Raw genomic sequence first — 14262 nt, forward strand, 5'->3', positions numbered from 1 at the left:
GGGGGCCCCCCCGACGTTTCGGTGGGTTTCTGGTGGATTCAGCGAACTAGCACTGGGTGACCGGTGTGGCCTCGGTGATGCCGTATTCGGCCCGTCCGTCAAAGAGCAGCGGAATCAGCGACCGGCCCGGCTGGGCCAGGCTCACGTAGGCGCCGCCGTCCTTCTTCGTCCAGCTGATGCCGTGCAGCTTCATGGTCTTGCGGGTGTCCTTCAGCTGTGCGGCGCTCAGCTGGTAGCCGCACATCGGGTTGGTCTCCACGCCGGCGGAGGTGGTGGGCAGCATGTTGTCCTGGCCGGAGAAGTAGATGACACCTGAGCGGTCGGCGCCGGCCTGCGTGGCGCGTTCTGCTGCCTGCGCCGATTGCCGGGCCAGGGCCCCGCGGTTCTCCATCATCATCGACATGGTGCCCATGGCGCTGGAGTACTGGTCGGCGACGCGGCGGCGGTTCACCGCGGTGGCGCTCTGGTCTGCGTCGGCGGGGACGGCGCGTGACGCCGTTTCGGTCAGCTGGCCGGTGATGTGCCTCAGCCCGGTGTAGTTGCGCAGGATGCGCGCCTGGTGGTCGCCGGCGATCTGCTGGAACGCGACACCGTCCTTGACCAGCTCACCGTAGATGCCGGTGGTGTGTCCGCCGGCCTCGATCTGGGCCCCGGTGTAGTCGTTGACCATCCGCTGGGACAGGCCGTGGATCCTGGTATCGACGTTGCGGTTGCGCGGCCACAGCACCAGCGCCTGGGTGTCGTAGTACTCCCGCGGTCCGAACTCGTGCAGGTCGTTCATGACGTCCGGCTTCCAGTCGCCCATGATCTTGGCCAGCGTCTGGGCCTCGGGCGTTTCCAAGCCGAGGAAATCGCGGTTGACGTCGACTCCGTCGGCGTTGCCGCGGGTGTTGGCCTTCCATCCGTCGGGGTTGATGTTGGTGAACAGGACGGTGCTTTGCTGCAGCAGGCGTTTCCAGCTCGGGTCGTTGGTGGTGGACATGTCGCGGGCCATCTGCAGGCAGCCTTCGCGGCCGGAGGGCTCGTTGCCGTGGATGGAGCAGTTGAACAGGACCACCGAACCCTTTGAGGCGGTGGCCAGCGGTTGGGGTTTCGGGTAGCCGACGGAGATGAGTTCGATGGGTTGCTTGTTCCCGGATCGGCCGACGGTCTGGACCGTCACCCGGTCGCTGGAGGCATCGAGCTGGTGCCTGAACTTCCGCGCCTGTTCCACGCTGGTCCAGGTGGCGCCGTTGCTTTGTTCGAACGGTGTCTTCAGTCCGTCTTCGGGCGCTGCTGCCAGCGCGCGTTGGAGGGAATCGCCGTCGGTTTTCATGCCGGCCACCGATGCCGGGGCATCGGCTGCCTGGGCGGACGGGGTGGTGGCGGAGGTGAATTGGCCGGACGTCAGCAGGACTCCGGTCATGGCCGTGGCGCAGATGGCAGCAGTGATGCGAGTTCGTTTCATGCTGTTGCTCCTCAAAAAATGAGCCGCACTTCCAGCGTCGGTGGTCGGCACCGCACTGTGTGGCCCATCGGTCCTCCCATCCGATCAGGGGGCCTCCGGGGAGTCAAGGTTTGCAGAGGCAACTACTTGCGGGTAGGAAAAGATTTCGCGACGCAGGGCGACCTCGCTTCGTTTATTAGGTAAGGCTCAGCTAATATCGTGCCGTGAATCAATCGAAATTACCCGTCGTGCTCGAGGCGCGGGGGCTGGAGCTGTCCTATGGGGGCGCCGCCGTCGTCCACGATGCTGATCTGCGGCTGGAACCCGGACGCATCCTCGCCCTGGTAGGGCCCAATGGCAGCGGCAAATCGACCCTGTTGCGGGCGCTGGCCCGGTTGCACGACGCGACCTCGGGCAGTCTGGGCATCGAAGACGGTTCCGGATCCACCGATGCGCTGGCCCTCAAGCGCAGCGACTTTGCCCAGCGGGTCACCCTGCTCTCGCAGAGCCGTCCGGTGCCCAACGGGCTGAGTGTGCGTGACGTCGTGGAATTCGGCCGCCACCCCTACCGGGGGCGTTGGCGGGCAGCAGACCCGGACGGTGCGGCAGCCGTGGATCACGCCATGGAGTTGACCGGCATCGTCGCCCTGGCCGATCGCGGAGTCGACGAGCTCTCCGGCGGACAACTTCAACGGGTCTGGCTGGCCAGCTGCTTGGCCCAGGACACCTCGGTCCTGCTGCTGGACGAGCCCACCAATCACCTGGACCTGCGCTACAAGGTAGAGATCTTCGACCTGATCCACGAGCTGGCCCGGGACCACCAGGTCGCGATCGGTGTCGTCCTGCATGATCTGGACGAGGCAGCCGACGTCGCCGACACCGTCGCCGTGCTCTCCGCAGGGCGGGTGGTGGCCACGGGCCCGGCCCACGAGGCCCTCGACGCCACGTTGCTGAGCCGTGTCTACGCGATTGAGATCGTCACCCACCTCGATCCGTTCACCGGCCGGCTGCGCACCCGTGCCGTCGGCAAGCGCCAACATTCGCTCATCTGACCCACCACCATCACCCACACCCCAAGGAATCCCATGAAAGCACTGCGCTCCCTGACCATGATCGCCGCGGCGACCCTGCTGTTGGCCGGCTGCGGCACCACCGAGGCCGTCACCTCGGGCGCTTCGGCCGCCCCGTCGTCGCCGGCCGCCGGCCCCATCACCCTGAAGGATGCCCGCGGGAAGACCATTGCGCTGGACCATCCCGCAACACGCGTCGTCGGCACCGAATGGGGTGCTGTGGAGAACCTGGTGACGCTCGGGGTGATGCCCATTGGCGCCGCCGACGTGAAGGGCTACGGTGCCTGGGTGAAGGCGGAGCCGCTGGAAGGTTCCGTCAAGGACATCGGCACCCGCGGGGAGCCCAGCTTCGACACGGTTGCTGCCCTGGACGCGGACCTGATCGTTGCCACCAACGACCTCTCCGACTCAGTCATCAAGCAGCTGGAGGACCTTGCGCCGGTCCTGGTGCTCACGTCGGCCGATGCTGACCACCAGATCCAGCAGGCCGAGGACAACCTCGAGCTGGTTGCCCGGGCTACCGGCACCGAGAAGGAAGCCGCAGAGGCCATCGCCAAGTACGACTCCGCGGTGGTCGAGGGCAAGAGCGCGCTGCGGGAGGCCGGGATCACCGGCTCCCGCGTTGCGTTCGCCGACGGGTGGGTTGCCGATGGGCAGGTGTCCGTGCGCCCCTACGTCAAGGGATCGCTGCTGACCGACATCAACACCGAGCTCGGGCTGGACCCGGCATGGACGCTGAAAGGCGACCACGCCTACGGGCTGGCCCAGACAGACGTGGAGGGCCTGACCACCATCGACGCCGACCGATTCGTCTACATCGCCAACGACACCGACGGGGACTTCACGGACGCGCTGAAGGACAACGCCGTGTGGAAGTCCCTGCCCTTTGTGAAATCTGGCCAGGTCCACCGCCTCGACGACGGGGTCTGGATGTTCGGCGGCCCGTCGTCGATGACCCAGTACGTGAAGTCCCTGGTCGCCTCCCTGACCGCGAATTCCTAGGGAGCCGGAGCGCATGACCGTCACCACGAGCAGACCCGCCACCACTGGCTCCGTCGGCACCGATGTGCCGCAGGAGTCGCCGGGCCGTTCCGGCGTGGGGGTCTGGGCCATCGTTGCCGGCGGGCTCGCGCTCCTGGCAGTCTTTGCCCTGGTCCACATCACGCAGGGCACCGCATCCGTGGGACCGCGCGAAGTGCTCGGCCTGGTGTTCGGAAACGGCGACGACCAGCAGGCCGCCGTCCTGGTCGCCTCCCGGATACCGCGTCTGGTGGCGGGGCTTCTGGTGGGACTGGCGCTTGGGCTGGCCGGTGCTGCACTGCAGTCGGCCACCCGGAACGTGCTGGCCTCACCGGACACACTCGCGGTGGACGCCGGCGCCCATCTGGCGATTGTCGCCGTCGCTGCCTTCGGCATCAGCCTGCCCTCGCTGCTCTCCGGCGGGTTGGCCTTTGTCGGGGGCCTGGCCGCGGCGGCCCTGGTCATCGCGCTGTCCGGGGCGGGGGCCAGCGGCAGCGGCGGACCGATGCGGCTGGTGCTCGCCGGCTCAGCCCTGGCGTTGGGCCTGGCCTCGGTCACCTCGTCGCTGCTGTTGCTCTTCAGCGAGGAAACCACCGGGCTGCTGGCTTGGGGCAGCGGCAGCATCGGGCATACGAGCAGCAGCGACCTGCGTGAGTTCGCGCCGGTGATCCTGCTGGGCGCCGTGGGGCTGCTGCTGATCGCCCGACGGCTGGACCTGCTCTCCCTCGGCGACGATGCCTCCCGGTTGGCCGGTGCCGATCCCCGCGTGGCGCGGGTTGCCGCCGTCGTCCTCGCCGTCCTGTTGGCCGCATCGGCGGTGACCATCGCCGGTCCCATCGGTTTCGTGGGCCTCTGTGCGCCGGCGATCGTGCGGCTGCTGGCCTCGCGGGTCCGCGGCCTGGCCCGGCACCGGACGCTGCTGCCGGTGTCCGCGCTGAGCGGTGCCGTGGTGGTCATCGGCTCCGACGTCGTCGTCCGCGTGCTCCTCGGAGCGCGGGCCGGGGTGGAGGTGCCGACCGGTGCCGTCACCACGGTCTTCGGTGCGGTGTTCCTGGTGGTGCTCGCGTACCGGATGACCGACGCCGGCAGCAGTTCGATGGGGGATACCCTGGCCCGTCTGCGCCCGCGGGCCGTCCATCTCGGCGTGCTGGTGGTTTTGGTGGTGCTGCTGGTGGGGTTGGTGTGTGCCGGGGCATTGCTCGGAGATGCCAAGTTGCTCCTGGGTGATGTGTACAACTGGACGACCCAGCAGTCCGGACCCACGGTCACCGCGATCCTGAACACCCGGATGCCGCGCGTCACCGCGGCATTACTGGCCGGTGCCGCCCTGGCGCTTGCCGGGGCCCTCATCCAGTCGGTGTCACGCAACGCGCTGGCGGAGCCCGGGATCATCGGGGTCTCCGCCGGCGGCGGCCTCGGAGCCATCGCCGTGATCACCTCGGTTCCGGCGGCCGGCTCCTGGCTAGTGACCGGTTCGTCGTTGGCGGGTGCGGCCGTGACGGCCCTGCTGGTGTTCGGGCTGGCCTTCCGGGGAGGGCTGCAGCAGAACCGGCTGGTGCTCATCGGCATTGGTGTATCCGCCGGGTTGATGGCGATCATCGCGGTGCTGCTGGTCTCCACTGATCCCTACAACCAGACCAAGGCCCTGACCTGGCTGTCCGGGTCGACCTATGGGCGGAACTTCGCGTCGGTTATTCCGCCATTGGCAGCCCTGGCCCTGGCTATCCCGGTGTTGGCCGGCATGCGGCGCGATCTGGACCTCCTCGCCATGGACGACGATTCCCCGCGCGTGCTGGGTATCCCGTTGACCGCCGCGCGGCTGGTGCTGCTCGCGACCGCGGTGCTGCTCACCGCAGGAGCCGTCGCTTCGGTGGGCGTGATCGCCTTCGTGGGACTGGTGGCCCCGCATGCAGCACGCAGCCTGGTGGGCGCCCGGCATTCCCGGGTCCTGCCGGTAGCCGCCCTGCTGGGTTCCTGCACGGTGGTTCTGGCGGATCTCATCGGTCGCACGGTGATCTCCCCGGCGCAGATCCCGGCGGGCATCATGACCGCACTGGTCGGCACCCCCTACTTCGTCTACCTGCTGTGGCGGTCGCGGACGGCCCGGTAGTAGACCGGCTATGCGGTGTCCTCCACGTTCTCGCCGTTGATGACGGCATCGACCAGCAGTGCTGTGCCTTCATAGGGGCCGAGCTGGACGTGGAAACTGTGCAGGTCATCCACGGTGCCGACGTCCTCGCCGGAGAAGGCATCACTGACCTCCGACCCGGGTTCCAGGTCCTCGGAGCGGACGGTCCCGGCGATGTCCTGTCCGGAGAAGTTCAGGACGGTCACCTCCTGGCGGCCCGATTCCAGGGCGTGGACCATGACCAGCATTCCCTTGTGCGAGACGTCCGGGACATCGAGCAGGCCTCCCTGGGCGATGCCGTGCTCCTCGCGGACCTCCAGGACGCGGGCCAGTCGGCGGGCGAAGGATGACTCGTCCTGGAGCTGCTCCGGCAGGGTCCCGTACAGTGCCTGGGCGCGGGGCATGCCGGAGGTCGATGTCGTGGCCTCCGGGTTGAAGCCCATCAGGTCGTGGGCGCCCCGGTGGATCCACCGGGTATCGCCGCGGGAGAGCAGGTCGGTGACATCGCCGCGGCCCAGCGGGAGCATGCCGCACAAATCCCAGCCGGAGAGGGCGAAGACCCCTGGCTGGAGCGCGTTGTACATGGCCAGCAGCAGGTGGACCCGCTGGATCTCGTCCTTCTGCGCGTCGCTGATCGACCCCAGCTCGGTGATGCCCAGGACAGCGGTGATCACGCTCGCGGTGGTGCAGGCGATCCCATTGGCGGTGAAGACCAAGTTGTAGGGTGCAGCCTCGCCGGTGATGCCCTCGCGCAGGGTCTGCTGCACGTGGGCCGCCAACTCCGCGCCGGTGAAGTCCCGGCCCTCGAGTTCAAACACGTCATCCTGGTGGGCGCTGGCGAAGTGCACGAGTTCGTAGGTGAGCTCGTCATGGTTCTGCAGCGCGTGCACCAGGGAGGCCTGATCCACGCCGATCTCCTGGGCCAGGCGCAACGTCAAGCGCAGGAACTCGGTATCCGCGGTGACCAGCGCGTGGTGGTAGGCCGGGCGGGTCACGAAGTCGTAGGACAGGTCGGGGCCGGCGGCCGAGGTGGCCTTGATGTCGTCGATGCCCAGGTTCAGTTCCTGGAAGGTGAAGCCCCCGACCTTGCGGACCATGCTGCCGATGATCTGGTTGGCTGCGGCCGAGAGCGGGTGTCCTTCGGACCAGCCGGGCGTCTCCTCGGAACTCTTCTCCACCCCGAGGAAACCGTTGGCGTCCAGGCGCAGGGCGCCGGTGCCCAGGTCGACCAGCGAGTGCAGGGCATCTCCGACCACCAGCCGCATGCCCGCGAAGGAGGGATCCAGCCAGTTGATGGAGGGCTGGCCTTCCTTGAAATAGTGCAGGTAGACCCACCGGTGGTAGGTGCCCTCGGTATCGAGCACCGGGGGAGTGGCGCTCCAGTTCGTCTCCTTCACCCCCGGTTCGAAGAAGATGACCCGCTGCAGTTCGCCGATGATGTAGCCGGCTTGCTGGAGTGCCCGCTCGGTGGCGACGTCGATGTTCACCGCGTCGTGTCCCTCCGGGACGTCGGGCAACAGCGCCCAGTCCTCTTCGGGGATGTCGATCATGTGGTAGATCCCCGGATAGTCACGGAAGTTCATCTCGGCCAGCCGGAAGTCGGCACCTTTGCCCGTGTGCCCGGGGACGATGTCATCGAGGATCGTGCCATCGTGCTCCGCCGCGGTGGCGCACATGGCCCGGAACTCGTCCTCGGTGCCGAACAGCGGGTCGATGGCCATGCTGATCCGGTCGAAGTGCCCGTCCACGCTGGGGGTGTGGTCCCAGCCGGTCACACCGCCGGCGACCTTGACCGGGCCGATGTGGATGCCCTTGATGCCGATGCGCTGGAAGGCGGTCCAGAGCTCGGCGTCGCCGAGGGTGGCCAGGAAGGTCTGCTGGGGCCGGGTCATCAGCGACAGCGGGTAGGCGGTGAACCAGACGGAGGCCTTTTCCACGGCGGCCCGGGGGTTGGGGTGCGCGTACGGGTTCTGCCACATGCTGGCCTGGCCCGAGAGCTGGCGGGCCAGCGTCTTGGCGTCGCCGAGCATCGATTGGTTGCGCAGCCACTCGACGTAGACCCGGTTCCGGGCGTCCGGGGCGAAGGGCGGCCGGTCGGCGGTGAAGTGCCGCCGCCGTGCCCTGGGCCGGAGGGTGCGTGGCCGGGCCGGGTAGAACTGCTCGTCGAAGCTGGTTTCCGTCGTCGCGGCGTCGGCTTCGGGGGTCGGATCCGCTGCGGCCGGCACCTCGGAGGCGTCATCGTGCGGGGACTGCGGATCGGTCACGGGGCTACCTCCACGAACGGGTGTCCGGACATGCTGATCCGAACCGGCTGATGCACACACTGCCAGAAAGGGTGGGCGTTCCACTAGTCCGGCGCCGCCGGTGAGGGGACGTTACGCGGCGCCGGCCTCGTCCAGTTCGCTCAGGCGTGCATTCTCATCGGCCAGGCGGGTCTTGCGGACGCTCCAGGTATGGGTCAGCACCAGCAGCAGGGCCCCGGGAACGAGCCAGAGCGCCAGCTTCAGCAGGTCCATGCCGATCGCCTGGCCCGGGAAGTAGGCGATCGTCTGGACCGCATGCAGCCAGGCATTGCCGTTCCAGAAGGCGCTGAGCCCGGCGAAGAGTCCCGGCTGGACCTCGGGGACGAAGATGCCCCCGGAACTGGTGAAGTTCAGGGCCACGAAAAGCAGCGTCAGCACCGGCGTCGTCCAGTGTTTGAGCATCGGATGCAGGCCCATGCCCAGCAGGATGATCGCCGAGACGTAGAGCCAGGAGATGAGCCAGGAGCCCCAGATGTTGGCGTCGATGATGTGGTAGATCGGTCCGGCGATGATCATGCCGATGCCGGCGACGATGCCGCCGGCGCCGGCTGCCAATCCGAACCGGCCGGGCAGGCGGAAGCGCCCCATGTGCCCGGAGATGGGGATGGCGCTGGCGTAGCCGCCGATGCTCAGGGCAACCAGCAGGAAGAAGAGGCCCTGGCCGGTGCTGTCGTGTTCCCCGGCGGGGACCACATCGTCGATCTTCAACGGCAGGTGCTGCTGGTAGGCGACCGGCAGGAAGACCTTCTGTGCAATGTTCGCCGTGGTTTCCGAAGCGGCGCTGGAGATCATCAGCGTGGCGGCGTCCTGGCCCGGGGCGTAGGCGGCGTAGATCTGGCGGTCGGTGATCAGCTGCCGCGCGGTGTCCGCGTCGGAGACGGTGCGCACATCGAGTTCCTCGCCTGACTCGTTCTTCAGGGTCTGGGCGAAGACCAGCGTCTGGGGCGAACTGCCGACGACGGCGACCGGCAGGTGATGGGGGGCCGGCTGGTGGAAGGCCCCGAGGTAGGCCAGCCCCATCACGGTGGCCAGGAAGAAGGGGATCAGCATCATCAGGCCCAGCGGCTTCCAGACCCCGCTGGTCCTCGGGCGGCGGGGAGTGCTCTGGCTGTGCCGCGGCTCGGGCTGGTCCAGGATGTCGTCGGTGCGGGGTTCGGGGCGCTCATAGGCAGTCTGCAAAGTCATGTTGCCTCAAGAATACTCCAATGTTGCACTATGCAACAAAACGAAGGTGGCCGACCGCGAACCGATGGCCGCCACCCAGTGCCTAGGATGGGGGAATGGCCCACTCAGCGCGCGAAGCCGACATCCGCCAGACCTATGAACAGATCCAGGAGCTCTCCCGGCGGATCACCGACAGGTCCCGGAAGCTGGGCGAACCGCTGACGTTCGTCGAGCATTCGCTGCTGCGCTTCATCGCCTCCACGCCGGGCGCCCGGGCCATCGACATCGCCACGGCCTTCTCGTTGAACCGTTCCACCGTCTCGCGCCAGGTGGCCGGGTTGGCCCGCATGGGACTCGTCTCGGAGCTGGAGCACGACGCCGGGGCGCCGGCTCGGGGCAGGATCCTCGCCTTGACGCCGGAGGGCGATGCCAAGCTGGCGTTGGCCGCCGAGGCCCAGCAGGAAAGCCTGCGCGAACGCCTGGCCGGCTGGGACGACGACGAGGTCCACGCGTTCGCCGCGGCACTGGCCCGCTACAACCACCCCGGCTGAGTCAGCCCACCAGCAGGGCGGCGTGGTCGCTGGCGTACCGGCGGGCCCGGCGGATCTTTCGGGCATACAGCGGAACGCACACCACGATGGCGAGCACGAGCAGGACGGACAGGATCGTGATGAAAGGGTCCTGGGGCTCCTCCACGGCAAACCTGGCGTACTGCGTCAGCAGCGAGGCAAAGAGGTAGCCCAAGCTGAAATTCGCCAGCGGCAGGACCACCGGGACCACCGCTGCCATGCGGGCAGCCCCGAGCTGTTCGTCCTCATCGAGGGGGAGGTCCTTGTTCTTCAGCACCACCTTGCTGATGACCCGGTGCCGGGACACGTTCGCGCCCGAGGCCTCACGCAGTGCGGTGCCCAGGGGGTAGGTGGAGATGGCCGCGGCGAAGGTGGTCGCCAGCAAAATCCCCTGCAGGTAGAACGAGAGCGAGGACAGGGCCTCGCCGAGTGGCGATCCGGCGTGGGTGAGCCCGAACCCGAAGATACCGAGCAGCAGGCCGGCACCCAGGACCTCCCCGACGACGCGCAATTTCCGGGTGGTGATCGCCCGGGCCTCGGGCATCCACGAGAGTTCGGACAGGTCGTTGGCCACCGCGGGGGTGTCGGAGGGTTTCCGCAGGAAGCCCCGCCAGACCGCCGCGCCGCACACCACGAACAGACCCAACCCGGTGAGCAGGGGAGGAGCAGGCGAGGAGCCCGCAGCCAGCTGGCCGGCTCCCAGCATCCCGAACAGCACGATCAGGGTGCCGCCGATGGTGGTGGCGACGAAGAGTGCGACTTTCATGAGGCGGGCGCTTTCCTGAAGGCAAGGGTGTTCGGCAGTCCGTCCACCGTAACCCCCGCCGCACGCCGACGTGAGAAATCAGACGAAATTGACGCTGACCAGTAGTGATGCCCCGTGATGGTTCTAGGCTTCCCGCATGGCAATCGACCTTGAAGACATCTACCGTGACCTGCACGAACACCCCGAGCTCTCCTTCCAGGAGCATCGGACGGCGGGCATCGTCGCCGAACACCTCCGCCGGCTGGGCCTGGCGGTCCACGAGGGCATCGGGGGAACCGGCGTCGTCGGCGTCCTGGGCAACGGTGCCGGACCCACCGTCCTGCTGCGCGCCGACATGGAAGGGCTGCCGGTGCAGGAGGAGACCGGACTGGACTACGCCAGCCGCGCCCGTGCCACCGACCCGGACGGCAAGGACGTCCCGGTGATGCACGCCTGCGGCCACGACGTCCACGTCACGGCCCTGCTCGGTGCCGTCGAGCGGCTCGTCGCCGAGCGGTCGGACTGGAGCGGCACGCTCATCGCCCTCTTCCAGCCGGCCGAGGAGCGCGGCGGCGGCGCCCGGGCCATGGTCGAGGACGGATTGTTCCAGCGGGTGCCCACCCCCGACGTCGTCCTGGGCCAGCATGTGGCACCGTTCCCCGCCGGCTGGGTCGGGGTGCACTCCGGTGTGGCCATGGCCTCCGCCGATTCCCTCAGCGTCACCCTGCACGGCGTCGGTGGACACGGCTCGCGCCCCGAGGCCTCGATCGACCCGGTCATGATGGCCGCGGCGACGACGATGCGCCTGAACGGCATCATCTCCCGCGAACTGGCCGCCACCTCTTCGGCGGTGTTGACCGTCGGCCAGATGCACGCCGGCACCAAGCACAACATCATCCCCGACCACGCCACGCTGGGCATCAGCCTGCGGGCCTTTGACGACGCGGTCCGCACCCGGATCCTGACGGCCATCGACCGCGTGATCCGCGGCGAGGCAGCCGCCTCCGGTGCCGTGCGCGACCCGGACATCGTGCACGATGACCACTTCCCGGTCACGGTGAACGACGCCGAGGCCACCGAACGCACGCGGGCGGCTCTGGGCGCTGTCTTCGGCGGGGCCCAGGTCATCGATCCGGGGCATGTCTCCGGCAGCGAGGACGTCGGTGTGCTGGCCACCGCTGCCGGAGCCCCGTTGGTCTACTGGTTCCTGGGAGGAGCCGATCCGCAGGTCTTTGCCGGTGCCGCGGATCCGGTGGCCGTGGCCTCCGCGCTGCCCTCGAACCATTCATCCCGGTTCGCCCCGGCCATCCAGCCGACCCTGGACCACGGAGTCACCGCCCTGGTGACCGCGGCCCGGGAGTGGCTGGGGTCGGCGTCGTGAACGCCTGAGCCGGCCCGCTGCTAGGCGGCGTGATGTGAGGTGAGCTGGGCGTGGACGACGATGTTGTCCGCATGCCGCCCAATGCTCTTGTTGAACGCCCCGCCACAGGTGATCAGGCGCAATTCGGATCCGTCGGTGTTGCCGTAGGTGTCCATGCTGGAGAAGTCCGGCTTGGGGACCTCGACGATGCGGGTCACGGTGAACACGGCCACCTGTCCATCGGCGCGGGTGACGGAGATCTTGTCCTTTTTACGCAGGTCTCCGAGTTTGAAGAAGATCGCGGGGCCTTCTTCCTTGATCGCGGTGACGTGTCCCAGGATCACGGCCGGGCCCTGTTCGCCGGGCGTGGGGCCCCGGTCATACCAGCCGGCCGGGGAGTCGGTACCCAGCGGGGGTACTCCGATGCTCCCATCGGCTTGAAGCCCGACGTCCATCAGTGGGGTGTCCACGCCGATCGACGGGACCGTCAAACGGGTGGGGTGTGATTTCTTCATGACCAGCTCCTGGGCCTTCGCTGGCCGGGGAGCGGGTGTGGAGGTCTTCGGTGTGGCTTTCGTGCTGGATGGTGCCGACGTGCTGGGGGTCGGCGACGCAGCTGCTGGAGACGTCGGCGCCCCGATGGCCTCGGAGGCCGGCGGTGAAGGGGGAGGAGCCTCCCCCTTCACGCCGACTCCGACCAACACCGCTCCGACGAGTCCTGCCGTGACGACGACCGCAGCTGCATATACACGGCCCTTGCCTGGTTTCCTTCCGACATGTCTCATCGGTTCGTTTCCTTCCTGGTGTTGGCGGTGGTGTGGCTAGTCCTGGCCGACCTGGCGGCGGCGGACCATGTAGACGCCGGCTCCGGCAGCGAGCAGGACCAGACCGCCACCCAGGGCGATCATGCCGTTATCCATCCCGGCGGTGCTGCCACCACCGGTTTCGGGGTTGCCGACCGGCATGTCCATCTGACCGGCGACCAACGTCCCGCACAGCGCGGGCGAAGTAGCCGCCAGCGGCAGCTTCGGATCCAGGTCCGACTTGGCGTTGGCAGCCTTCTTGTTGAGCGTGGCCGGGTCCAGCCCGTGGACGACGACGGTGCCGTTGCCGGCCTCGATGGCCTGGATGGTCTTCGCGTTCATCGTGAACGTGCGTTCGTAGGTGAAGCTGCCACCCATTCCGGCAACCTTCAGGTCCAAGGCTGCCTTGTCGCTCGTGTCCCCCTTGCTAGAGAGCGTGGTCCCGATCATGCCGTAGGACGGCATTCCCTCGGTGGTGCTGATGACCCCGTCACCGTTCTTGTCTGCCTTCATGGTCGGGCAGACGCCCTGCCCGCCCGTGGTGATATGGACGTGCTGGACGTGCGGGTAGGGGGCGTCCATGAACGTCTCCGCCAGGCCGCTGACCTTCTCGGACACGGTGGCCTGATCGCCCTTGATGCTGAGCATCACCGTCCCGGTTCCGCCGCTTCCATTGAGTGCCTTGAGTTCGGTCTGGTAGGAGTGCGTTCCCTCATGCGCTGAAGCCCCTGCCGCAGTGGCAGCGACCATCCCCAACGCCATGACCGGAACGGCCAACATGTGTAGCTTTCTCATCGGATTCTTACCTTCCTCGGTGGTGTCGTCCCTGTTGGGCGGCACGTGAGTTCGTGAATCAGAACTGTGTTGCACCTCACGTTCGGAGCCATGGGGCACCGCGGATTGGATATGTGGCAAGTATTTTTTTGATGAACCACATCGTCATATGCAGGCGGGTTCCAGGGCGTGGCGCGTGCGGTGTGCGAGGCTGCCTTGGCCAGGTGTCGGCGACCGGCGGGAATTTGTGCGGCTATTCGCCCAATCCGGGAGTGCCCGTGAGGCGATACCGCCTCAGGACCAGGGCAAGGACCCAGCGCATTTCCGATCCAGGCGCCGGCAGGGTTTGTCGTATGGTGAGCCACGCATCCACATATGCGTCGCAGAGCAGCGCCTCAGTGCCCTCTTTGCGACCGAGAAGCCCCCGCGCCAATCCATACGTGACATGGCATGTGAGATCGTAGAACTCGCCCATGGCCTGGACATCGCCATGAGAGAGCCTCAGGGCGAGGGAGGTCAGTTCGTCTTGCTGGGGATTGCCTGGAGTGGGTTGATGCTTCCGAGGCCGGCTCATGCTTGTTGACCTCGACCGTCCAATGCCCGAAAGCCTTCGATGGAGCACAACATCCCCCTCTGCGGTGCTGCACGCCTTGCCGACTGCAGCAAGTCCAGTTTTACATTACGTGTTGAGGGTGTGCACTATTTTTGATTCTGTAGCGCGAAATGGTAGCAAGATGTGATCTCCAGGTTGTGCCGCACCAACTGATGAACGTCAGTGCCAGAGCGCCAGAGGAGTGCGCGACGTTGCGAATCGGGCCGAAACCTCGGCTGTCAGATGGTACGGGTCCTTTATTTGCCTGGCCGCGATGCCGCCACCGCTCGGAAGTGGCTCGCAGAAGG

Annotated in this window: 11 protein-coding genes; 5 read left to right on the top strand and 6 right to left on the bottom strand. The window is 67.4% G+C overall.

The window, feature by feature from the left end; all coding sequences use genetic code 11:
- Positions 1–46: 46 nt before the first annotated feature.
- Positions 47–1447, bottom strand: coding sequence for a M14 family zinc carboxypeptidase (locus tag ABD088_RS10380; protein WP_343901859.1), 1401 nt, complete (start codon positions 1445–1447; stop codon positions 47–49).
- Between the two features lie 203 nt (positions 1448–1650).
- Between ABD088_RS10380 and ABD088_RS10385 the strand changes: the two genes are divergently transcribed.
- The 3 genes from ABD088_RS10385 to ABD088_RS10395 are packed head-to-tail and all read left to right on the top strand — an operon-like array spanning position 1651 to position 5626.
- Positions 1651–2478 carry an ABC transporter ATP-binding protein gene (locus tag ABD088_RS10385; RefSeq protein WP_343901860.1) on the top strand — a complete coding sequence of 276 codons (828 nt, stop codon included), beginning with the start codon at positions 1651–1653 and terminating at the stop codon, positions 2476–2478.
- 33 nt (positions 2479–2511) lie between these two features.
- Entirely contained in the window at positions 2512–3498 is a 987-nt protein-coding gene (locus tag ABD088_RS10390) for an ABC transporter substrate-binding protein (RefSeq protein ID WP_343901861.1), read from the top strand.
- A 13-nt stretch (positions 3499–3511) separates the two neighbouring features.
- Positions 3512–5626: an iron ABC transporter permease gene (locus ABD088_RS10395; protein ID WP_343901862.1), complete on the top strand. Its 2115-nt coding sequence runs from the start codon at positions 3512–3514 to the stop codon at positions 5624–5626.
- A gap of 8 nt (positions 5627–5634) precedes the next feature.
- Here ABD088_RS10395 and treS read toward each other — a convergent pair whose 3' ends face one another.
- Together treS and ABD088_RS10405 are read right to left on the bottom strand one after the other, a co-directional pair.
- On the bottom strand, positions 5635–7908 hold the full coding sequence (gene treS, locus ABD088_RS10400) for a maltose alpha-D-glucosyltransferase (protein WP_372711082.1): 2274 nt from the start codon (positions 7906–7908) through the stop codon (positions 5635–5637).
- Positions 7909–8019: 111 nt separating this feature from the next.
- Positions 8020–9132, bottom strand: a complete 1113-nt coding sequence (locus ABD088_RS10405; RefSeq protein ID WP_343901863.1) for a YhgE/Pip domain-containing protein — start codon at positions 9130–9132, stop codon at positions 8020–8022.
- 95 nt (positions 9133–9227) lie between these two features.
- Between ABD088_RS10405 and ABD088_RS10410 the strand changes: the two genes are divergently transcribed.
- Entirely contained in the window at positions 9228–9662 is a 435-nt protein-coding gene (locus ABD088_RS10410) for a MarR family winged helix-turn-helix transcriptional regulator (protein ID WP_343901864.1), read from the top strand.
- Position 9663: 1 nt separating this feature from the next.
- Here ABD088_RS10410 and ABD088_RS10415 read toward each other — a convergent pair whose 3' ends face one another.
- Positions 9664–10446 carry a hypothetical protein gene (locus tag ABD088_RS10415; protein ID WP_343901865.1) on the bottom strand — a complete coding sequence of 261 codons (783 nt, stop codon included), beginning with the start codon at positions 10444–10446 and terminating at the stop codon, positions 9664–9666.
- Positions 10447–10582: 136 nt separating this feature from the next.
- Between ABD088_RS10415 and ABD088_RS10420 the strand changes: the two genes are divergently transcribed.
- The gene (locus tag ABD088_RS10420) at positions 10583–11806 is read left to right on the top strand and encodes an amidohydrolase (protein ID WP_343901866.1); all 1224 of its coding nucleotides are present in this window, start codon (positions 10583–10585) and stop codon (positions 11804–11806) included.
- Between the two features lie 20 nt (positions 11807–11826).
- On the opposite strand, the gene ABD088_RS10425 is transcribed toward ABD088_RS10420, so the two are convergent.
- Entirely contained in the window at positions 11827–12300 is a 474-nt protein-coding gene (locus tag ABD088_RS10425) for a class F sortase (RefSeq protein WP_343901867.1), read from the bottom strand.
- Positions 12301–12606: 306 nt separating this feature from the next.
- Positions 12607–13383: a hypothetical protein gene (locus tag ABD088_RS10430; RefSeq protein ID WP_343901868.1), complete on the bottom strand. Its 777-nt coding sequence runs from the start codon at positions 13381–13383 to the stop codon at positions 12607–12609.
- Positions 13384–14262 lie beyond the last annotated feature (879 nt).

Origin of the sequence: Arthrobacter rhombi, assembly GCF_039526245.1 — a bacterium.
In the GTDB taxonomy this organism is placed as follows: Bacteria; Actinomycetota; Actinomycetes; order Actinomycetales; family Micrococcaceae; genus Arthrobacter_H; species Arthrobacter_H rhombi.